Annotated in this window: 22 protein-coding genes and 1 tRNA gene; 15 read left to right on the plus strand and 8 right to left on the minus strand. The window is 51.6% G+C overall.

Annotated features, from left to right (window positions below):
- The first annotated feature begins 13 nt into the window (after positions 1-13).
- From MA03_RS07755 to MA03_RS07770, 4 genes are all read left to right on the plus strand, one after another.
- Complete coding sequence (locus MA03_RS07755; protein ID WP_052884948.1) at positions 14-232, plus strand: 30S ribosomal protein S28e; 219 nt, start codon at positions 14-16, stop codon at positions 230-232.
- 86 nt (positions 233-318) lie between these two features.
- On the plus strand, positions 319-867 hold the full coding sequence (locus MA03_RS07760; RefSeq protein WP_052884700.1) for a DNA replication complex GINS family protein: 549 nt from the start codon (positions 319-321) through the stop codon (positions 865-867).
- Position 868: 1 nt separating this feature from the next.
- A complete protein-coding gene (gene mcm / locus MA03_RS07765) occupies positions 869-2,962 on the plus strand; it encodes a minichromosome maintenance protein MCM (RefSeq protein WP_052884701.1) in 2,094 nt (697 codons plus the stop codon).
- A 54-nt stretch (positions 2,963-3,016) separates the two neighbouring features.
- Positions 3,017-5,236: a DEAD/DEAH box helicase gene (locus MA03_RS07770; protein ID WP_052884702.1), complete on the plus strand. Its 2,220-nt coding sequence runs from the start codon at positions 3,017-3,019 to the stop codon at positions 5,234-5,236.
- 208 nt (positions 5,237-5,444) lie between these two features.
- Here MA03_RS07770 and MA03_RS07775 read toward each other — a convergent pair whose 3' ends face one another.
- The 5 genes from MA03_RS07775 to MA03_RS08845 form a co-directional block, all read right to left on the minus strand.
- Positions 5,445-6,350, minus strand: a complete 906-nt coding sequence (locus MA03_RS07775; RefSeq protein WP_052884703.1) for an SDR family oxidoreductase — start codon at positions 6,348-6,350, stop codon at positions 5,445-5,447.
- A 75-nt stretch (positions 6,351-6,425) separates the two neighbouring features.
- Positions 6,426-8,240, minus strand: coding sequence for a translation initiation factor IF-2 (gene infB, locus MA03_RS07780; protein ID WP_052884704.1), 1,815 nt, complete (start codon positions 8,238-8,240; stop codon positions 6,426-6,428).
- Between the two features lie 64 nt (positions 8,241-8,304).
- Positions 8,305-8,484, minus strand: coding sequence for a 50S ribosomal protein L24e (locus tag MA03_RS08840; RefSeq protein ID WP_191118548.1), 180 nt, complete (start codon positions 8,482-8,484; stop codon positions 8,305-8,307).
- 257 nt (positions 8,485-8,741) lie between these two features.
- Positions 8,742-10,022 carry a DNA primase DnaG gene (gene dnaG, locus MA03_RS07785; protein WP_052884705.1) on the minus strand — a complete coding sequence of 427 codons (1,281 nt, stop codon included), beginning with the start codon at positions 10,020-10,022 and terminating at the stop codon, positions 8,742-8,744.
- A gap of 285 nt (positions 10,023-10,307) precedes the next feature.
- Positions 10,308-10,417, minus strand: a tRNA-Cys gene (locus MA03_RS08845).
- A gap of 162 nt (positions 10,418-10,579) precedes the next feature.
- On the opposite strand from MA03_RS08845, the gene MA03_RS07790 reads away from it, so the two are divergent.
- Positions 10,580-11,752, plus strand: a complete 1,173-nt coding sequence (locus MA03_RS07790) for an HD domain-containing protein (protein WP_052884706.1) — start codon at positions 10,580-10,582, stop codon at positions 11,750-11,752.
- Here MA03_RS07790 and MA03_RS07795 read toward each other — a convergent pair.
- Positions 11,732-13,264: a radical SAM protein gene (locus MA03_RS07795; protein WP_052884707.1), complete on the minus strand. Its 1,533-nt coding sequence runs from the start codon at positions 13,262-13,264 to the stop codon at positions 11,732-11,734. The two genes, MA03_RS07790 and MA03_RS07795, sit on opposite strands and share 21 nt — an antisense overlap.
- 37 nt (positions 13,265-13,301) lie before the next feature.
- Here MA03_RS07795 and MA03_RS07800 point away from each other — a divergent pair, with 37 nt between their 5' ends.
- From MA03_RS07800 to MA03_RS07810, 3 genes are all read left to right on the plus strand, one after another.
- Positions 13,302-14,171, plus strand: coding sequence for an ATPase domain-containing protein (locus tag MA03_RS07800; protein WP_236944874.1), 870 nt, complete (start codon positions 13,302-13,304; stop codon positions 14,169-14,171).
- A gap of 153 nt (positions 14,172-14,324) precedes the next feature.
- Positions 14,325-14,645: a DUF424 domain-containing protein gene (locus tag MA03_RS07805; RefSeq protein ID WP_052884708.1), complete on the plus strand. Its 321-nt coding sequence runs from the start codon at positions 14,325-14,327 to the stop codon at positions 14,643-14,645.
- Positions 14,646-14,654: 9 nt separating this feature from the next.
- Positions 14,655-15,749 (plus strand): NMD3-related protein, encoded by a 1,095-nt coding sequence (locus MA03_RS07810; RefSeq protein ID WP_052884709.1) that lies wholly within the window; start codon positions 14,655-14,657, stop codon positions 15,747-15,749.
- Here MA03_RS07810 and MA03_RS08850 read toward each other — a convergent pair.
- Positions 15,709-15,876, minus strand: a complete 168-nt coding sequence (locus tag MA03_RS08850; RefSeq protein ID WP_191118549.1) for a ribbon-helix-helix domain-containing protein — start codon at positions 15,874-15,876, stop codon at positions 15,709-15,711. The two genes, MA03_RS07810 and MA03_RS08850, sit on opposite strands and share 41 nt — an antisense overlap.
- A 519-nt stretch (positions 15,877-16,395) precedes the next feature.
- Here MA03_RS08850 and MA03_RS07815 point away from each other — a divergent pair.
- The 4 genes from MA03_RS07815 (at position 16,396) to MA03_RS07830 (ending at position 18,594) form a co-directional block, all read left to right on the plus strand.
- Positions 16,396-16,767 carry a 30S ribosomal protein S6e gene (locus MA03_RS07815; protein WP_052884710.1) on the plus strand — a complete coding sequence of 124 codons (372 nt, stop codon included), beginning with the start codon at positions 16,396-16,398 and terminating at the stop codon, positions 16,765-16,767.
- Between the two features lie 81 nt (positions 16,768-16,848).
- Positions 16,849-17,175: a translation initiation factor aIF-1A gene (locus MA03_RS07820; protein WP_052884711.1), complete on the plus strand. Its 327-nt coding sequence runs from the start codon at positions 16,849-16,851 to the stop codon at positions 17,173-17,175.
- A 118-nt stretch (positions 17,176-17,293) separates the two neighbouring features.
- Positions 17,294-17,947, plus strand: a complete 654-nt coding sequence (locus tag MA03_RS07825) for a hypothetical protein (RefSeq protein WP_219731635.1) — start codon at positions 17,294-17,296, stop codon at positions 17,945-17,947.
- Between the two features lie 5 nt (positions 17,948-17,952).
- Positions 17,953-18,594 (plus strand): hypothetical protein, encoded by a 642-nt coding sequence (locus MA03_RS07830; protein ID WP_236944875.1) that lies wholly within the window; start codon positions 17,953-17,955, stop codon positions 18,592-18,594.
- Between the two features lie 358 nt (positions 18,595-18,952).
- Here MA03_RS07830 and MA03_RS08855 read toward each other — a convergent pair whose 3' ends face one another.
- A complete protein-coding gene (locus MA03_RS08855; RefSeq protein ID WP_191118550.1) occupies positions 18,953-19,294 on the minus strand; it encodes a hypothetical protein in 342 nt (113 codons plus the stop codon).
- Positions 19,295-19,322: 28 nt separating this feature from the next.
- Between MA03_RS08855 and MA03_RS07835 the strand changes: the two genes are divergently transcribed.
- The 3 genes from MA03_RS07835 to MA03_RS08860 are packed head-to-tail and all read left to right on the plus strand — an operon-like array spanning position 19,323 to position 20,825.
- Positions 19,323-20,480: a hypothetical protein gene (locus tag MA03_RS07835; RefSeq protein ID WP_191118551.1), complete on the plus strand. Its 1,158-nt coding sequence runs from the start codon at positions 19,323-19,325 to the stop codon at positions 20,478-20,480.
- 46 nt (positions 20,481-20,526) lie between these two features.
- A complete protein-coding gene (locus MA03_RS09035) occupies positions 20,527-20,661 on the plus strand; it encodes a hypothetical protein (protein WP_257719664.1) in 135 nt (44 codons plus the stop codon).
- A gap of 17 nt (positions 20,662-20,678) precedes the next feature.
- Entirely contained in the window at positions 20,679-20,825 is a 147-nt protein-coding gene (locus MA03_RS08860) for a hypothetical protein (protein WP_191118552.1), read from the plus strand.

A 20,825-nucleotide genomic window follows, 5' to 3' on the forward strand; every position in this document is an offset into this window, starting at 1 on the left:
AGGGGTAGTAAAAATGGCCGATAAGTGGAGCGATGCTACACCGGCAGAGGTTGTTCAAATAATAGGCAGGACCGGCGTCACAGGGGAGGTTACCCAGGTTCGCGTGCGCGTCTTAGAAGGGAGAGATAAGGGCAGAATACTTACGAGAAATGTTAGGGGGCCAGTTAGGGTTGGAGATATAGTTCTTCTCCGCGAAACAGAGCGCGAGGCCCGCAAGCTAGCTACAAGGTAGTACAATTATATTACGATATAACGACGTTTTACTTTCAACATTTATAAATGAAAAACTGAAAAAACCTATCTAAAAGGTTATAAAGTGTGCTTGTTCCAGGGTTGCTGGATACTCTGTTTTACTCGGATATAGAGGTGCCCCTCATAATAGAGAAGGAGGGTAAAGAGAGCATAGCTGGCCTAGATATCAAGCTCAAGCCTGGAATGAAGATAAAGTTGCCCTACACTTATGCCCTCGAGCTCATCTCTAGAAAGGAGGCTAGAATAGACGTAGAAGCGTTCAAGGCAAGCCTAAATTTAAAGAAGTTGAGCTGGAACGAGTCGAAGTCCGAGGCTTTACAACCGCTTGAAGAAGGGTTTTACCTGAAGCTGATGCTATACGTTTCACATTTGAAGTATGAGGCGTCTAAGGGTGACGCGGAGCGTGAGGCTGAGCTTAAGAGCGTGAGGATAGCCTTCTCGGATCTTCTAAGTCTAAGGCTCAAGAAGATCGTAGCCCTTGCTGTTGCGAGTGCTCAGGCCGAGAGGGATAAAATGAGGAATATGACTCGCGAAGAGCAATTGCTTTACACACAGTTATGCAGCTTGATAAGCTCTTGGAGCGACTCGATGAAGAGGCTTGTAGGTGTTGTGTAGTATGGCGGGGCAGGTCATTGTTCAAAGCATACCGCTCGTCGAGAGGCTAACAGAGTTTCTCAAGGATTTTCGTGCACCTGACGGCCGTGAAAAATACAGGGAAATGATAAGGCGGATGAGCGCCGAGAACAGCGTCTCTCTAGTCGTCGACTTTGAGGACATATTACTGTATGATAAGACGCTAGCAGACACCCTAACAGAAACACCTTCAGTCTTCCTGGAAGCAGCTTCAAAAGCTGTCTACGAGGTAATGAGCGTAGAGAACCCGGAGTACGCCCAGAGGGTACGAGATTTCCATGTGAGGATCCGGAAACTCCCGGAGGCCCTTCACGTCAAGATAAGGGATGTGAGAGCAAAGCACCTGGGCAAGCTCCTGGCGATAGAGGGTATTGTAACGAAGATTTCTCCAGTAAAACACGAGCTGATAGTGGGCGTCTTCAGGTGTAAGACTTGTGGCCATGAGCAGGAGGTAAAGCAGGAATCCGAGGGGTTTACAAAGCCTACTGTCTGCCCGAGATGCGAAGAGGAGGGCAGGAGGTCTCAGGGCTTCACTCTAGTGATAGAGAAGAGTAAGTTCGTGGATATACAGAAGTTCGTCCTACAGGAGAAGCCTGAAGAGCTACCACCTGGCCAGCTTCCAAGATCAATCGATGTTGTAGTTAGGGAGGATCTAGCGGATATCGTGCGTCCAGGAGACAGAGCGACTGTTATCGGTTTTATGAGGGTGGAGGAGGACAAGAAGCTATTAAAGAACACTCCACCAATCTTCCACCCATACATAGAGGCTAACTACATCGAGGTTGCCACGAAGGAGTCCCTTGACGTAGAGATCACGCCCGAGGATGAAAAGAAGATTCTGGAGCTCTCGCGTCGTGAAGATATTGAAGAGCTAATCCTGAACTCCATAGCTCCATCGATTTACGGGTATAAGGAGATCAAGAGGGCGGTAGCCTTATTGCTCTTCGGCGGTGTCCCGAAAATATACCCTGACGGCGTGAGAGTTAGGGGGGATATACACATCCTGCTAATCGGTGACCCGGGAACTGCTAAGAGTCAAATACTCAGGTACGTCGCCTCCCTAGCCCCTCGAGGCATATACACGTCCGGCAAGGGGGCATCCGCCGCCGGACTGACGGCGGCAGTGGTTCGTGAGAAGAATTCCGGCGAGTTCTACCTCGAGGCCGGTGCTCTAGTACTTGCAGATGGTGGTGTAGCATGTATAGACGAGTTCGACAAGATGGAGGCTAGGGACAGGGTAAGTATACACGAGGCCATGGAGCAGCAAACGGTTAGTATAGCCAAAGCAGGCATAGTCGCTACCTTAAACGCGAGGGCGTCCATCCTCGCAGCCGCCAACCCCGTGTTCGGGAGATATATTCCGGGCAAGAATATCTCCGAGAATATAGACCTCCCTGTAACAATACTTTCTAGATTCGACCTTATATTTGTGATAAAAGATACTCCTAACAGGGAGAGGGACAGGGAGCTTGCACAGTATGTCGTGGACTTCCATGGCGAGACGTATCCCGAGGCTCTCAGCCATACAGTTCCAGCCGATCTTTTGAAAAAGTACGTAGCCTATGCGAGGAAGAACATCCGACCCAAGCTCTCCGCAGAAGCTAAAAGCAAGATAGTTGAGTACTATGTAGCGATGAGGTCTAAAAGCGAGGATCCAAACTCTCCCATCGCGATAACTCCACGCCAGCTAGAAGCCCTAATAAGACTCGCCGAGGCGAGGGCCAGGCTACACCTCCGCCCCGTTGTCATCGAGGAAGACGCTGAGACAGCGATAGAGCTCATGGAGTTCTTCCTCAGGAACGTTGGCATTGATACCCAAACAAAGACAATAGACATCGACACCATAATGACGGGTCAGCCTAAGTCGAAACGTGAGAAGATAATAACGATCTTGGACACTATACGCCATCTCGTCAAGGAGAACAACGGGGAATGCGTTGAGATCAAGACTGTCATAGAAGAGCTTACATCAAGAGGGATCGATGAAAGCATGGTTAGAGAGGTTATCGAGAGCTTCGTAAGGGAGGGTGAACTCATGACTCCAAGAAGAGAGTGCATAAAACCCGTTAATATTTAAGGTGAATCTTTAATCCTGGTATTAATAATCCTGGTATGAATTTGAGTGAATGCCATGGCTTACTACAGCACCGACATACTTGCAAAGTTTTTTCCCAGAAACATACTTGAGACCCTTAAGAACCGTTTAGGCATAACGCAGCTCTACCCGACCCAGTACGAGGCAGTTAGACAGGGAGCCCTTGAAGGCAAGGACCTTGTAATCGCAGCTCCCACAGCATCTGGCAAGACTTTGGTTGCAGAGTTAACCATCCTGAAGAGGCTTCTAGAGGGGGGTAAAGCCCTATACATGGTTCCGCTTCGCGCCTTAGCCTCAGAAAAGTACGAGGAGTTCAAAAACTTCTTCGGTGTCTTCGGCTATAAGACAGCTATAAGCACGGGTGACTTTGACAGCGACGATGCATGGCTTGGAAAGTACGACGTCATAGTCACGACGAACGAGAAAGCGGACAGCCTCCTACGCCACAAGGCCCCCTGGTTCGACAAGGTATCGGTTATAGTTGCTGACGAGATACATCTCCTTGGTTCCGATAGGCGTGGCGCAACGCTCGAGGTACTGTTAACACGTACAAAGCTTATGCCTGAAAGGCCCCAGCTGCTCGGCCTCAGCGCTACCATAGGCAATCTCGAAGAACTTACCGAGTGGCTTGGAGCCAGGCCTGTTAGGGTTGACTGGCGACCCGTTCCTCTACGTGAGGGCGTGTATTACAACGGAGAGATTTTCTACAACGATGGACAATCCGTTTCCCTTGAGAACCATGGAGCCCCGCTTTTCGACCTAGCTTATGACACCCTTAAGGAAGACGGGCAGCTCCTCGTGTTCAGCCCTACACGAAGGTCGGCTGTGAGTGACGCGCGGAAACTCTCCGCGATTACAAGTAAATTCATATCGCCGGGGGAACTCAAGGTGATACGGGAGAACATAAGGAGGCTTAAGTCAGAGCACAGCGACAAAGTGACCCTTCAACTCTTAGAGCTTCTCCAAAAGGGTGTGGCCTTCCACCATGCAGGCCTAGCCTCAGAGGCTAGGAGTACCGTTGAAAGAATGTTCCGGGATAGGATTCTCAAGGTAATCGTTGCCACGCCAACCCTGGCCGCGGGGGTGAACCTTCCCGCCAGGCGGGTAGTGGTCACTGATTATAGGAGGTTCAATGTAGAGCTGGGATATTACGAGAGGATACCTGTAATGGAGTATAAACAGATGGCGGGCAGGGCTGGGAGGCCGCGCTATGACAAAGAAGGGGAATCCGTGCTGATAGCTCGCTCACTCCAGGAGCTCGAGTTCCTATTCAAGGAATATGTAGAGGCAGAACCCGAGAACCTCTCCTCCCAGCTGGCTTCAGAGCCTGTGCTTCGATCACACCTCTTGTCAGTCATAGCCACGAGTGAATTAGTGAGGAGTCTCGACTCGCTAGGGCGTTTCCTCTTGAACACCTTCTACTCCTACCAAAACAGGGACTACTTCTTCGTGATCGAAAGAGCGAAAAAAATCCTGAATAGATTGGCGCAGGCAGGCTTCCTTGAGGTTAGGGGGGATAAGCTTGAACCAACGCAGCTTGGAATTAGAGTCGCCGAACTCTACATAGACCCTGAGACGGCCGTGACAGGCTTAGACTTCTTCAAAAAGGTGGATCAAGCCTCAACGCTGTCGTATCTATACCTTATAGCCTCTACCCCGGATGCCTCAACGATACATCTAAGGAGAGGGGATGAGGAGTGGCTTGAAGACATCCTTAAAAGCTCGAGCCTAGGACCCGTGGCTCGACCACCAGAGGACGAGATTGAGTACGAATTCTTCCTACAACGCTTAAAAACGGCCCTGCTCCTAGAGGACTGGATAAACGAGGTTCCAGAGGAACATATAGTTGAGAAATACGATGTTGGTCCGGGAGACATCTACTCCTTGATACAGACAGCTGAATGGGTCGCCTTTGCCCTCTCTGAGATAGCCAAGCTCACAGGCTTCAACGAGCACTCGGTTAGGCTCGCCGTACTAAGTAAACGGATAGAGCACGGCGTAAAGGAGGAGCTTCTCGAGCTAGTATCGCTGAGAGGCATAGGTAGGGTCAGGGCTAGGAGCCTCTACTCCCACGGCTACAAGTCCCTGATAGACCTGGTTACAGCACGGGAAGAAGACCTGGCAATGATTCCAGGAATAGGTAGAGCCCTCGCTAGATCAATAAAGAAGCAGTTGTCCTCCGAAGCCGAGGAATCTCATGAAGAGGAAGAGAAAATACAAGAGTTGCCAGAGCAAGGCCTTGACGCCTACTTTTAAGACTTCGACCCGCGTCATGGTGTGTCGGCGCATGAATGGTTTCATCACTTCTCAGAACTCGGCAAAGTCGTCATCCGCTACCACATAGTTTAAGGGGGTATAAATCTTCGCTCTAAGTCCCCCAGGTTCGGGCTCAGAGGTACTCCTCTTCTTCACTACTCTGAAGGCGTTTTTTCATCATAGCTTGTTTTCTCCACGTGAAAGAGCCTCAAAAACCTTCCTCCAGTGCGCTTTTAAGAACCTTCTTAACTCTTTCTAGGGAGCCTGCTAAGACAGCTTTTCTCACAAGCTCCGAAAACTCCCTGTCACCTGTCAGATGGAAAAGACTATCAGCCACGATTTTATCGTCGAGGTACAGCATCTTCACAGTCATTCCCCCGTCTATAATGACGTTCGTGCCCGTGATGAAACCGGCTTCATCGGACGCAAGGAATGCTACGAGAGCGGCAACGTCCTCTGGCGTCCCAACCCTACCCGCTGGATGTTGCTCGTGATCCAGTGTCGTCAACTGTGACTTATGGGGAGGCACGACCCGCCCTGCGGTGTCGATCCACCCAGGAGACACGGCTATGACCCTTATCCTGTACGGTGCCAGACTAACGGCAAGCGAGTGAGTCAACGCCAGAAGCCCGCCTTTAGACGCCGAGTACGGCTCCGTGTTAGGCTCAGACTGCAGTGCACGGGTACTCGCGATGTTGACTATTACTCCTCCCCCGCTCTTTACCATGACCTCCGCGGCGTGCTTGGCGAAGAGATAAGGCCCCGTGAGGTTCACTGAGATAACCCTATTCCATTCCTCGAGGCTTTGTTCGAATATCGGCTTGCCCGAGAATCCAATACCCGCGTTGTTAACTAGGACGTTGATTTTGCCGAAGGTCTCCACAACTTGAGAGACACATCGCTTGACGTCCCCCTCTCTCGAAACATCGCCCTGTACTAGGATTGCATCGACTCCCCGCTCTCTTAACTCGGTGAGTCTCCTCTTTCCTGCCTCTGCATCAATGTCGAAGATCGCTACCTGGGCCCCCTCGCTCCCGAGCCTGTGTGTTATAGCGGCTCCTATGCCTCTCGCTCCCCCCGTTACTATGGCGACCTTACCTTTGAATCGTTCCACATGAAACTATTAGATGAGATCAGATAGTTAAGGTTATTCTCGACACTTTTCACTAGTTGAGAAAAAGAGTACTATCTACGGGTACTCTATCCTGTTAGAGAACTTCAGTCTAAACCTCAGGAGTTTTCTAAGGTACTCCTTCTCCTTCTCTGTAAGCTCATCACCGTATTTTTCTAGAAGCAGGTTTATCTCCTCCAGGGGGACATCTGAGTACAGGTAGTCGCCCTCCTCAACCTGCCTGCCGACAATCGCCTTGCTTCTAATAGAAATGGCGACCTCCGAGCCCTCCTCGGCGGTTTCAAGCACGTTTTCATGCTCTCGTATCTGCATGATATCCCCTATTTCTTTTCCATCCCCCGTGATCAGCTTAATCCCTGGGCGGAGCCTACCGCATACGACGCGTACTCCCACAATGATCGGGTCTCGACGCCTGAAAACATATCCGGGAAGTATCTGCACAACAGCTGGTGGCGTGACCTTCTCGAATATCCTCCTCCTCTCTAATGCTCTCTGCTCCTCGAACCATTTAAGGAAGTTCTCGACTAGCCTGTAGAGTATTCGCTCCGTGAATATCTGTACTCCCTTCTGGGCAGCCTCCTCCCTTGCTTCAGGCGTCACCTTGACGTTAAAAGCTAATATTGCTGCATACTTTGCGTCAATGTTCTTTACCAGGCTCGCCTCGAAAACATCACGTCTAACAACAGGGCCTACATCTGCTAGTCGTACAGGGAGATTGTTCTTCTTGAGGTATCCCACCAGGGCCTCAAGTGTCCCCAGAGTATCAGCCTTAACCACTACACCGGCAATGTCGCTCTGGAACCGTGTCGCTTGAACCTCGGCCTGGACTTCTTCGAGTATTCTGCTAATTTCATCCTCGCTGGCTGCTACTATTAAGGGGGCTCCTGGAATACTGCCTTCAAGCCCATCAGCTATGACTTTCACGCCCGCCGCTGCGGATATCCTGTCAATCTCTATGAACCGATCCTCGGGTGAACGCATTTCGTCGAGGGGTTTAGGCATTAAGAGTAGTCTCACGCGTGTCGTGATAGGCTTCTCGATTCCACCCACAACGATCAGATCCCCCTTCTTCAAGACACCGTCGTACACGATTACAGTTGCAGTAGTTCCAAAACCCACCTCCTCTTTTAGCTCCAGTACTACCCCACGGGCGGGAGCTACACGAGCGACAAGCCGCTTCAAAAGGAATCTTTGTGACAGGCCTGCAAGGACTAATAGGAGGTCAGGCATACCTTCTCCTGTAAGCGCGCTTACAGGTACAAGCGCAAGAACCCTGGTAAAGTCCTTTATCCTGTCATAGCGGTCAGCGCGGAATCCTAGCGAGTTAAACTGCTCAATAATATATGACAGGAGCTCTTCCAGCTTTAAAACGGTAGCCTCGTCCTGCATTTTAACTGACTCGACAAAAGGCTTGTTTGGGAAGCTCTTCCAGCCCGGTATTTTATCTATCTTGTTTACCGCGACGATAAATGGAACCCTCTTACTCCTTAGAATATCTATAGCCTCGAAGGTCTGCTGCTCGAGGCCCCTTTGTACATCCACTACTAGGATGGCGATGTCGGCAATACTGCCACCCCTAACTCTCAGGTTTGAAAAAGCTTCATGTCCAGGGGTATCGATGACGAGGAAACCAGGGATCTTTATCTCGACTTTAATCTGGCTTAGAAGCGGCCCCGATATCTCCTCCAAGGCTTTCCATGGTAGGAAGGAAGCACCAATGTGTTGCGTCATGGTGCCAGGCTCGCGCTTGGCTACAGCCGTCCCCCTGATCTTGTCTAGAAGCGTAGTCTTCCCGGCGTCGACGTGACCTAGAACGACTACGATAGGAGCTCTAATATAAGTGTCCTGCTGGCCAGTAGTCTGCATCCCCATGAATAGTCACAACGGAAAACAAAACCGCGCAACAATATAGTCTTAACGCATTGATTTTACGCGGCTAGGCGTTCTTTTTTACGACCCATTTTGTCCTCCTAGGATTCCTGTGGAGCTTCAACGCGCTCTTGAAACACTTAGAGGAGCAATACCGCTCAACGGTGCCGTCTATTCGCACGTACATCAAGCCTTCTCCCGGCTTTATAGGCTTCTTGCAAAAGCTGCAGGTCAGCATTCGCGGCATGCAACCACCTAAGCCGTGGACACAAGCATGGAATATATTATTTTTGTTTTCCAGGCCCGTCAGGGAGCACGGTGATAGGTGGTAAGGATTTTATCTTTGAACGCGTAGTGTTAGGTGGCGATGACATCATTGACCTGGACTGACGAAGTGATGAGATGCACCTCCATGGAGCCTTAAAATAAATACTGTCCTGTAAAAGCAAGGTGTTGTTGAAGCCTGTTTGACTCCTACTCTTGTTATTGAGAGGGTTCTTGAAGTTATTGCTGTTGTTCGTCCTGTTGATTTTCTCCTCCCTGTGTAGTCTGAGGGTTCTCGAGGGGTTTTACGTTCTGGAACGTTGTAATGACAAGATCTTCCGGCTTCCGGATTATTTCGCCCACCCTTACCCCGATTAAGGTCTTGATATTTTTCGCGAAAGCAGTGTCCACAAGCCTCTGAGTTATTATACCGTCCAGAACGACGTGGGCAACTCCGTCGAGCTCCTTGAGCCTATCTACGAGCTCCTTGACAGGTACGTGTGCAATCTCCCGCCAATCGGAATCATATATTACGGCCTCGAGAGTCCCCTTGAGCTGCTCTATCTTCTCAATGACTTGGCTCGGCAAAGCAACCTCCTGTACCACGCTCGGATTATTGCGTGAAAACTTTATCAGTTTTGAGGGGGGTATTACTACCTCAGCCTTGACCTCTTTCTGCTGTTTCTTCTCTTTCTCAATCGACTCGAGGAAGGCTCCCGCGGGTATCTTGTTTTGGAGCGCTCTAGCTATCTCCTTGCCTGTGAGTTCCTCGACCTCCCTGCCTGGAGGCGCCCTAGCAATATAGTCAACGTCTAAAACGTTTAAGACGTTCCGGGCTATCAGTTCGCCACCCCTGTCGCCGTCGACAAAGAGAATGACTTCCTTCTTACCTTTACAGAGCTCTTTCAGCCCCCTAGGAATCATTGCACCGCCTATAGCGATCACGTTCCTATAGCCATGCTTTAATAGGTTGATTACGTCTGCGCGCCCCTCGACCAGTATAAGCGTGTCAGACGTGTCAACATCAGGGCCAGCGGGAAGTTTGCTTTCACCCCACTCGACGAGCTCTGCTGTCCTGACTTTCTCGAGGACCTCCTCGACAAGCTCCCTTGATTCTGGAACAGTCTCCGCAAGCTTCCGGTATAGTTCAACAGCCCTCTCTATAATCTTCCTCCTCTTCTCAGCCCTTACATCCTCGATCGCTATAATCTCGGCTGAGGCGTTGTAAGGCCCGACCTTGTCAATGGTCTCTATCGTAGCCGCTATAATAGCAGTCTCGGCCATGTCAAGGTTGGAGGGGATCTCCACCTCTGCTATAAGCTTCCCGTCGCTCTCCCGAGTAGCAACCTCGATCCTGCCGATCCTCCCGACTTTCTGAAGCTCTCGCAGGTCAAGTTCACGTCCCAGAATTCCCTCGCTCTGCCCAAAGATAGCACCTATTATGTCGTGCTTTTCAACTATCCCAGACACTGTTATCCTAGCCTTCACTACATACTTTGCTGAAACGGGTAAACCACCCATGTTACACCACCATCCATGATGAGCCTAAAACTGCACGCTGTACCCGCCAGTTAACACACCTTTTCACCGCTGCAGACGGTACACCGTCTTAAGCTCGAGGTGCTCTCTGCTGGCGGAATACGCGTGCAGCTTCCACAACTAGAACGCTTGGCGACTATAAAGTTTTTTGTTTTACTTGAATAAAATAATGTTATGATGAAAAATATCGACAATATTTTTGAATAAAACATCATTATTATACAATATAACAGGATTATCGTTAATTCGCATGAAATAATGCCTTAGAGCCGGGGCCGGGACTTGAACCCGGGAAAGATCGGGTTTCACCGGCTAGGTACCACTGCAGCCCGACGCGTATCAGGCCTAAAGCCTCTTGACCTCTCGGCCACCCCGGCTCTCGAGAAATAAAGAGAAGTCAGGGTTTTTATTATTTGCGGGTCCCACTGCAAAAGAGAGCGCCCACGCTCACCATCGTCATGGGTCTGCCTCATGACTTAACAAAGGTTAACTGGCGAACACTTTTTTATTGCCTGTCCACGCTAAAGCTATTGGAACCGATGCGACCCGTTAAGGAGATTTTCGACGAGATACATGGCTTCATAGACCTCTACCAGACAGAGGTGGAAGTTCTCGAAAACTGCGCCTTAACCCGTCTCCGCCACGTACTACAGCTTGGCCCTGCTTACAATGTGTACCCCTCCGCTACTCACACCCGTTATGCCCACTCCCTGGGAACAATGCTTCTGGCAGATAAGCTGTACTCTGGCGCGGTTAGCGAGCCGGAGCAAGAGGAGAGACGGGTGATCCGGCTAGCAGGGCTTCTACACGATGTTGGCCACCTGCCCTTCTCACATGCTTTACCCGGCGACCACGAGGCTCTCGGGATCAAGATTATCAAACAGTATCTCGCGGATGACCTTGCAAGTTACCTTGAAACCATCATAGATGTTCTAAAGGGACGACACGAGCTAAGCCCTATCATTTCAGGCGAGGTTGATGCTGACAGGTTAGACTATCTTATACGTGATGCACACCATTTAGGCCTGCCCTACAAGGGGGTTGACCTAGAGAGGGTTATCAGACACGCTCGGCTTGTGAAGTTGGGCAGCAGATGGGTGATGGCCTTCAGCGAAGGCTCAGAAGTCGCCGTAGAGGCGCTCATCATTACTAGGCTCGAGCTTTTCAGACGAGTTTACTACCACAAGCATGTTACAGCCTTAGAAGCCCTCCTCGCTAAAATTTACAACAACATGATTGAAGAGAACTTATTAGAACCCCCATCCGAGATCATTGCTAGCGGGGAATGGTGCTTCTTCGACGACTGCTTCTTACTCGAAAAGATCAAGGGCCTCTCAAGGCGGGGAGGGTGGCTGGGCGAGGCCTCCCGCATGTTTTTACACGGAGAGATCCCAGTCCTTGTCGCCGAAGTTCATCTTCCGTCAAGTTCACATCAAGACGTTACTGGCGAGCTTCTGGAAGCCTCAGCCGAGTGCGGTATTCCTCAAGAATGGGTTATCGTGCACATCCCAAAGCTCATCCCTGTAAAGGATCCGGACAGCCTGCTGATCATACGCGGGGACAGACTCGAGAGCATCATGAACGTCAACGGAAGCCTGTTAAAGGCTCTCAAGGACTTTGCATATTCTCCTGTAAGGGTTTACACGAGGCGAGAACATGCTAAGAGGCTTAGGGAGTGTATTCAGCCCAGGCTAGCCCGCCTTAAGCCGTAAAGCGCGTGGACTCAGGCGTATAAAGTCCCACGGGTGGGGCTGACTTAGAACGCCAAGGTACCTCTTAACATTCAATCCAACATTATGTGCTGCTCTACGCCACGCCCCTAAACCACCTCCGAGGAAAGCCCACTCCAGTAGCAGTCTGCCCACCTCTGCATCGCCCCTGGCTATCACCGTTTGTATTGCTGCAAGCCTGGGATCATACTCCCTGATACTAGCTATTGCCCCAAGGCTTCTCTGCAGGAAATCGATTCTCCTCCTAGCCTCTCTAAGCCCTATGAATGCCGCGTCTTGAAGGGGGGTGTGTGGCTTCGGCACAAACGGGCTCACCGTTAGCTTAAGCTCTCTCTCCCCTCTGAAGCCGGACTCCTGTGAAATCCTTTCGATATACTTCACTGTCTCTACAAGGTCCTCAATAGTCTCTCCCGGAATCCCCACCATCAGGTAGAGTTTAAGGCTCTTAAAGCCGTGCCTTTTGGCGATGGCCGCAACCTCGAGTGCTCTGTCGAGGCTTAGGTACTTACCTATAGCAAGGGCAAGCCTCTTGGATCCCGTCTCGGGAGCCATGACTAGCGTCTTCTGCCCGCCCTGCTTGACAAGCTCGAGCTTGTCCTCGTCGAGTGTCTCTGCGCGAAAACTCGGTGTTGAAAACATGAAGTCCTCCTCGATCAACCTCTCCAAGATCTCCTTGGCCTTACTGTGATCGAAATAGGAGAGGCTTACAAGCTTTACTAGCCGCGTCTTGTTTGAGCTACTTCCCTCTAAGGCGATCTCGATGACATCCTTCAGAGGCCTCTCGCGCATGACGTTGAATATCCTGCCCTCCAAGCAGAACCTGCAGCTCCTGTAACACCCCCGTGAAGTCTCTACAGCTGTCCTGCGCCTCCACCCTTTATACTCCAGCGGCTGGAACTGAGCAGCTGGGTGGAATTCTCGTGGGAGGCTTTTCGGGAAAATGAAGTCTACGGGTTCTCCATTATTATGATGCGGCACGTAGAACCCCTTGGAGGCGGGGAGGGCATCCAGTAGTTGGTCTTTGTCTAAACCGTTCTCTCTTACTTTCTCGAGGAAAAACGGCATTATCTCCTCTATCTCGCCCACCGCTAGTACATCTATATACTCAGAGAGTGGCACGGGATTAGCTATAACAGGTGGTCCCCCAGCAATTATTATGGGAGCCACCCGATCCCTTGATCTCGGCGGTATCCCGGCTGCTATGAGGAAGCGTAAAATATTGACAAGGTCTAGCTCGTAGTGCACCGAGACGACTATGAGGTCAAACTGGCGTAGGTGGGAGCCTGTTTCCAGGCTTTCAACCCTAGGAGATCCATCAGTATCGAGGACAAAGCGCTCGGCATGAACATCATCCTGCTGGTTTAGATAGTAGTAGAGCATTTGATAGCTCAACGAGTCAGCCGCCACTAGGTAAAGCGAAGGGTATAGCAGTGCAACTCTCAATGTCCCGCTCCTGGGCCTCTTGACGATGGCGTTTATCTCTACAAATCCCATGCGATTCACTTATTTAGCTGGTCCAGGTTAAGAACATATGCTTGGGCGTAAGCGTTTCGACAAAAACATGCCTTCCCCCACCAATATACCTGTTGAAGACGCGCAGCCCCCGTCGGAGGCTACTCCGGATGAGCAGCTGGTCCACGAGGAAAAGGCACTTGTAGGCGGTGAGAGACGGGGATACGACCTGGTCAAGACGGGCATAGAGGGACTTGACGAGAGAATAGGGGGGTTGCTTCGAGGCAGGTCTTATCTCGTTACAGGAGAGACGGGAACAGGAAAAACGTTATTCTCGTTGACGTTCCTTATACAAGGTATCAGGATGGGGGAACCCGGCATATACGTGCTTGTAGACGAGGACTACGACGACTTTGTGAGGGGTGCTAACGACTTCGGCTGGGACGTGGAATCCCTAATAAGCCAGGGGATGCTGAACGTGTTAACCCTCATGCCCGACTTCGTCGAGAGGCTCAAGAACAAGCCCGCAAACACTGTCGTGGACTCAATAGTCTATGGTATACTGGAAGAGACGAGGAAGATTGAGGCGAAAAGGCTGGTAATAGACCCTATAGCCCCCCTTATGGTGAATGAGGGTGATGTCGCTTGGACTCGCGAGTATATTAAAAACCTTATAATAAACCTTGAGAAGAGGATAGGAACGACAAACATCATCGTATCAGAGATACCGACAGGAAGCACCGCACTAAGCCGCTTCGGCGTAGAGGAGTTCCTAGCTGCAGGAGTCTTCGTGCTTGGACTCGAGAGAGTCAAGAACACCTTTTACCGTACACTCTTCGTCCGCAAGATGCGGTGGAGGCCTGTGCCCCCCGATATATACGTCTTTGACATCCAGAATGGCAAGGGCATAGTTGTAAAAGACAAACTCGCCAATATTTTGAGGGCTTAGAACTGTCAGTCCTGGTATCACAACTCACCGGTCGTTAATACCAACCCTCATCATCCACTTTTCATGCTCGCTTCACGCTCAAAAGGCTTTTGCAGGTTGGGAGGCAAGTTTTTTATCCGTGGTAAAAGGTAAAGAATCTGAGGTATATCAACGGTGGCCCGGGTATCCGTCAAGGTTCACGAGACCAGCCAGTACACCATGGTGGCCATGTGTGATGAGGAGTTGCTTGGGAGGGAGTTCTCCCAGGGAAAGATAAAAGTAAGGCTTACCCATGAGTTTTTCGGGGGCTTGCTGCTTGACGTGGATTCCCCCGAGCTAGAAAGAGTATTGTCACGTGCAGACAGCATAACGGCTTTTGGCAGAACATGTGTCGAGAAGCTTGTCAAGATTTTTCCAACTGTGCGCGAGGCCAGCGTCGAGGTAGCCGGTATACCCCATGTGCAAATTTTTAAGATGCCGTTCGAGTCGATGTGACGGGTTGTGATGCAGAGGCTGCTCATATGTCCAGCCTGTGGCAGGGAGACGGATAAGCTAGTTGAGGGTCTATGCGAGGACTGCTATAGGAAAGAGCACCCCTTACTCGAGTTGAAGTCTGATCATGTCGAGCTACATGTGTGCAGGATTTGTGGCTCGCTTAGTATAAGGAAGGACAAGTGGCTCTCCTCGCGAGAGGATCTGGAGGAGGATCTCGAGAAGAACATCTCAAAGATAGCACGGGTACGTGGGCTCCTTCGAGAAGTTGACATAAAAGTCTCGGAGGACCTTTCCCTAATAATTATTAAGGCTAAAGGTAGAGCGTCAAACGAGCTTCGAAGCGACTACGTGGAGGAGCATGTGATGAAGGTGTTGACTAGGAAGACCGTCTGCGAGGCATGCCTCGGACAAGTCTCAAGAAGGAAGCACGCCTTAATACAGATTAGGGCACGCGACCAGAGACTAGGCGAGAAACGGCTTAAGGAAATTTCCAAGATCATCGAGGATACCCTTACCGAGCTTTCAACACGCGACCCTTCAGCGGTTCCCGTGGAGGTTCAGCAAAAACCTGAGGGTCTCGACATATACTTCTCCGGGTATCCCGCTGCCAGAAAGGTCGCCGAGGCCCTGTCCAGGAGGATGTACGTTGAGGTTCTCGAGACAAGCAAGCTTATCGGTGTAGATGGGAGTGGTCGCGAGAAGTACAAGAGGACTATAAGGCTGCTGCTCCCAGGCTTCGTTCCCGGAGATGTAGTAAAATTGGACCAGGAGTTATATTATGTCTCAGCCTTATCGCAGCGGTATGTAGAGCTCTTGAACCTGCAGCGATACACGAAGGTTCGATTAAACCTCACCCGTGAGGTAACCTCAAAGATGAACGTAGTTGCCAGCGAAGAAGATCTGGCCGAGGGCCTGGTTCTTTCTAAGAGTGGGAATTTTCTCCAGGTATTAAACCTGAGAACATACGAGACCTTCGAGGTATACCTAGAGAAAGCGGAGGCACTTACGATGTTCCCGGTATCAGAAAAGGTTAAGATACTTCTCTTTGGAGAGAAAATTTACCTTATACCTTTCCAGTGTACTCCTCAAGAAGTAACTCGATAGCGTGCCTGACAAGCTCAGAGATCGAAGAGTACTTCTTGGACGCTACTAGCCTTTTCATCTCAAGGTACTCGCGCTCTTTAATCCTGAAATTAACCTTAACCAAGTCGCTGGGAGGCTTATCTGACACAATTATCCTTATCGCAAACACGGATAAATAGTTGTTACCACTCTGCCTGACCTCCTCCCCGCCCTGAAGGGCGAGGGTTCCCTCAGGGCCTACGCGGGCATCCTCCCAGAATACAGGAAGACACTCAACGATATTGACGCGATGCTCAGGGAGCTGGAAGAACTCCGAAGCAGGATTGAAGGCCTCCTAGAGGAATGAGAAGCGGCTAAGGCACACTAGGTACAACCTTAGAGGTTGCTTACACGGAACTGAAACAGGAGAAGAAGCATATTGCAGAGTACTACAGGAGCTCGCAAATCCACTTCTTTCTAATGGATGCAGTTAAGCAGGGGAAAATAGTCGAAAGAAGCCCATTGTTAAATTGGATGAGCCTAGAGGAGACTCCTCTTGATCAAGAGAAATCCGAAGCATAATTCTTTCAGAACCCTTTATTGAATGTAAACCGTCCTGCGTCACTGGTTGCCGGCTCCCGCGAAAAATCTTTATATCATATAATGCTCACGTAGGTCTGAGTTCGATATGCCGGAGTTCAAGCTCGTAATCTCTGACCCCACAACGGGAAAAGCTGAACAGATTGAGCTCAAAGGAGATCAAGCTTCAAGACTAATAGGCTACAAGATCGGAGACATCATTGATGGAGGGCTTATAGGCAGGCCTGGAGTCAAGCTCCAAATACGCGGAGGATCCGGCAGGGCAGGCGAGCCCATGAGACCAGACATACCCGGAGCCAGGAAAGGATACTTCCTGTTATCCGGTCCTCCAGGCTATAAGCCTAAGGAGAAAGGGGAAAGAAGGCGCAGGTACGTTAGGGGGAACACGATCACAGACGACGTGGTTCAGATCAACCTTGTAATCATCGAGGGGAGCCAGGCAAGTGCCCAGCAATCCTAAAGCCAGTTCACTTTCACTTCTCCTCTCGGGGATTGCAGAAAAACCTAAACCTTTATAAGTTTATACGAGCTTCACCCACGTATGAGTAAAAATCCCAAAGAACCCGAAGAGACAGAAGAATCCGAAATACCCCTCCCCGATGGCCAGACAACCCTCCTATGCGTCATACAACAGCTCCTGGGCTTCGACAGAGCCAGAGTCTTCTGCAGCGATGGGAAAATCAGGCTTTGCAGGATCCCTGGAAAGCTCAAAAAGCGCATGTGGATGAAGGTGGGAGACCTCGTCCTAGTCGCTCCCTGGGACTTTCAGCCAGACAAGGGCGACATACTTTACAGATATACAGGGACCGAGATCCAAAGGCTTGAAAGAAAGGGGCTCTTAAAGGATCTTCACCAGCTTCTCGGCTAACCAAATGATAGTGTTTAAAGCCAACTCTGTATTGTCTTGATCTATATCTACATAGGCTCTTCCCCCTTAGAACAACACGTTTATATTCATCAGTTTTGTTATTTTTGAGAAAATGCGATTGCCCTTAGGGCTGTTAATGTCCATAATTATAGCGATTCTCGCCGTTATGATTGCTGCAAAATTAGGTCCGCCTAACCCTCCCGCCCCTCAAGTAACTACCACGTCTCCACCCGTCACAGGACTCAGCGAGGACGAGAAGAAAGCTGCCCTTAGCGTGGTATTCCAGCACCCCCTCCTCGCCAAAATTTTAAGTGGTAATAACTGGTCACTTGTTGAAGCGGGTTCATGGACACAGAACGGAGAGCTCGTAGGGGCGGCTCTACTTATAAGGCTTAACGAGCCGGTATGGGTTGAAGGCTCCTTCTCGGACTTCGATGGTAAGAGTTATCGCGCGGCATTATGGATCGGTAGCTTGCACGTCTTAGTCGACCTCCGTGGGAGAAAAGTGGAGGCGATTTCTCCGGGGATGACCATACCACCGCAGTACAGCGAGCCATTATTGCCTGGACTGGAAAAAGCTAGACAAGTTGTAGCTAATCGTGTCCCCACGGCTCAGTCAATAGTCTTCAACGGTGTTTTCTACACTGACAAGTATCCAACGGGACTTGCCTTCTTTTACGTGAAAGACATGAAAGGCGAGTACTTTATAGCTGTGAACCTTGCGACGATGAGTGTTGAAGACAAGTATACGGCTCCCGTCATCAAGAGGTGAGTGTCATGAATGTAAAGACATTGTCTCTATACCTGGCTATAGGAATTATTTTACTTTCCGTTCTGGTTTATCGTACGACGCTGGCTGCATCCACATCTAACTTGACCACGCTCTGCGTTGCAGAGGACTGTTTCTATAATTACGACTTTACTTCCACGAGCGTATCTTCTACGAACGTTGACTGGCCTGTAGGGTTACTCTTTTATGGGAACGCGGATGTAAACAAGGTCAAAAACATCTACTGGGGCGTTACAATTTTCGCTAACCCAATGTATTTCTATATGAACGATGGAAGCGGTTGGATATGGGACGAGGATCGCGGCACTAAGGGTGTTGTATTTTCTAGCTACCTGAACAGCTGGGTCTACCTTCACATGAGGGTGTATGCGCCTAACCCTCCCGACTACGCCTATAATAGCTACTGGGGCAAATACGTGCTGGCTACGGCTCACTACGACCAGTATCCGCTAGAAACTTGGAGTGGTTACAGCGAGTACGCTGAGAAAGACCTAGCCTCCATTGCTTCAAATAAAGGCTACGCGACTTTCCAGGATTGGGCGTACTTCTACAACACTGAGCCCTACAGAGTGGAGGGTAATCATATCTGGCTCAACAACGGTTATGCTACGGCGATATATGTTCCCTGAGATCAACTAGCTATTAAGAGGTTTTTCTTTCCTTTATCGATCGAGCGAGGCTTTAAGGTAGATATTCTTGGCGTCGAAAATTCCGCCGCCCTGCGCCACTGGGGGGCGGCTCCCGGTTGCCCTTCTTAGGGGTTATTGTTTCTGGCCTGGTGGCCGTGTTTTTTCTTCTCGGTGGCGGCTACTACGCCTTGGTGTGTCGGTATGAAGGCTTCGATCTTGCTTGGTGTTGGCGGGGTGTATCCCGCCTTGTGGGCGATGTTCAAGCATGCGTTTATGTCCGCGTTGATCTCGAGGCCGCAGTTCTTTCACACGTATAGGCCGCGGTGGATCCTGACGCCGTGTTCCCTGGCGGCCCAGGCTAGCCAGCTGGTAGCCTGGCGGTGTCCCGTTCCCCCTGCTGACCAGCACAGCTGTTCGGCCTGCCCAGCGCGGCTCTACCGCTTCGAGTCGTGAAGCCCGCAGTAAAGCTTTTTTCACCGCTTTGAGTGTTCCAGTTGATGGGCTGGAGGCTGGCAGCCCTCGTGGCGGCTGTCCTGGCAGTGCTCGCCTTGTTGCTCGTCTTCCCGCCGTCGAGGCAGAGCGGTGGGCAACACGGCCTGCAGGGCGGTGGGGTGGAGGCGCCCAGGCAGGTCCTCGTCTCGGCCACCGTGCTGGGGCAGGGTAGCCTTGCCCTCAACGGCACGCCAGTCTCGAACAGCACCCTGCTCCTGGGGCCCGGTGTCGTCAGCTTGGAGGCCAGGCCTGCAAGCGGGTGGAGGCTCAAGCAGCTCCTCGTCAACGGCTCGCCCGGGGTGGCTGACTGGCTAAGGATCAGGGGCAACACGAGCATCGCTGCTGTCTTCGAGCGGGTAAAGGTGAGGGTGGTGTTAGTGGTGGCTGGTGACGGGTTGCTCTACGTGAACGGTAGCTTAGCCGTGAACGGCACGGGCTCCAAGGAGCTGGAAGCCGAGCCGGGCGTGCTCCTGCTCGCTAGCCTAGAGCCCTGGAGCCCTTTCCTTCAGGCTAGGCTCTACGTGAACGGCACGCCCGTGGAGCGCTGCCCCTCCTGCCCTCCGGTCTACGCGGTGGAGGTGCGCGGGGACACTGAGCTCAGGGCAGTCTTCGAGCCCAGGAAGGTTGTGCTCCGCGTCGACGCTAAGGGCCTCGCCGCGAAGCTGGCCTCGAAGAGCTGGGAGCGCGTGGTCAACGGCTCGGAGGTCATCGGGGCTACAGCGGGCGAGCCCGTGAACGTCACCTCTTACTGCCCCCCGAGCCCCGAGGCGAGGCCCTGCATCGTCGGCTGGGCCGTCAGGGTGCACGCGCCTACGGGCGTGCTCAACTCCACGGCCTCGGCTAACACCACCATTACCCCCGTCTACGACATCGAGCTCGAGGCAATCGTGCAGAAAGTGGTCGGCGGCATACCCAGCCCCATCCCCGGAGGCGTCCTCTACGCCGGCAGGGAGATCCCGGCGGAGGCGGTGCCGAGGCACGTGTGGCTTGACGTGAGGCCGTGGACCGCGAAGGTGGAGTACCTCGGCAACGGCACCTGGCTCATCGACGAGCCAGTCGGCAACGACCTCTACATCGCGGTGCCCCCGAACTGGTCCCTCGTAACCGTGGAGGCTTGGCTCGTGGATAGCTACGTTAAGCCCTACCTCGACGTCTATGTCGTCACCAGCAACAACCCCGTCCTCCGCTACAAGGGGGCGGGCACCTGCAGCTCCTTCCCCAGCTACGTGAGGATGACCCTCGCCAGGGACGGCAGAGTCCTCGAGAAGCCCGAGTACTGGTGCCTGGGAGATGGGTATAGCACTGTCGGCCCCGACCCGCAGGCCAGGGAGAACTACCTCCTCTTTAGGGTGGCCAGCGCTAAGCTCAAAGTGCGGGTATCGCTCCAGCCCTAAGGGGCTGAGTGATAAATAAATACTGGCTTTTTCTCTCATTTACTCGATGAGGCTAGCATTCGTAGGGCTAGCGCTCCTAGCAGCCACTCTCTCAGCGGCGCTCGCCGCGCAGGGCAAGCCGGTGGAGGGGCTATCAAGGCCTGGCAGGTTGACCATGCAGGAAGGGCGTACCACGCCCTGACGGAGGCGGTCGAGGAGGTGAACATTCGACGCACACGCATCGCCTCCCTAAGGATCTACGCGGGCATCCTCCCAGAATACAGGAAGACACTCGACAGCATAGACGCGATGCTCAGAGAGCTAGAAGAGCGCAGGAGCAGGATTGAAGGCCTCCTCGATGAATGA

Origin of the sequence: Thermofilum uzonense, from assembly GCF_000993805.1 — an archaeon.
In the GTDB taxonomy this organism is placed as follows: Archaea; Thermoproteota; Thermoprotei; order Thermofilales; family Thermofilaceae; genus Thermofilum; species Thermofilum uzonense.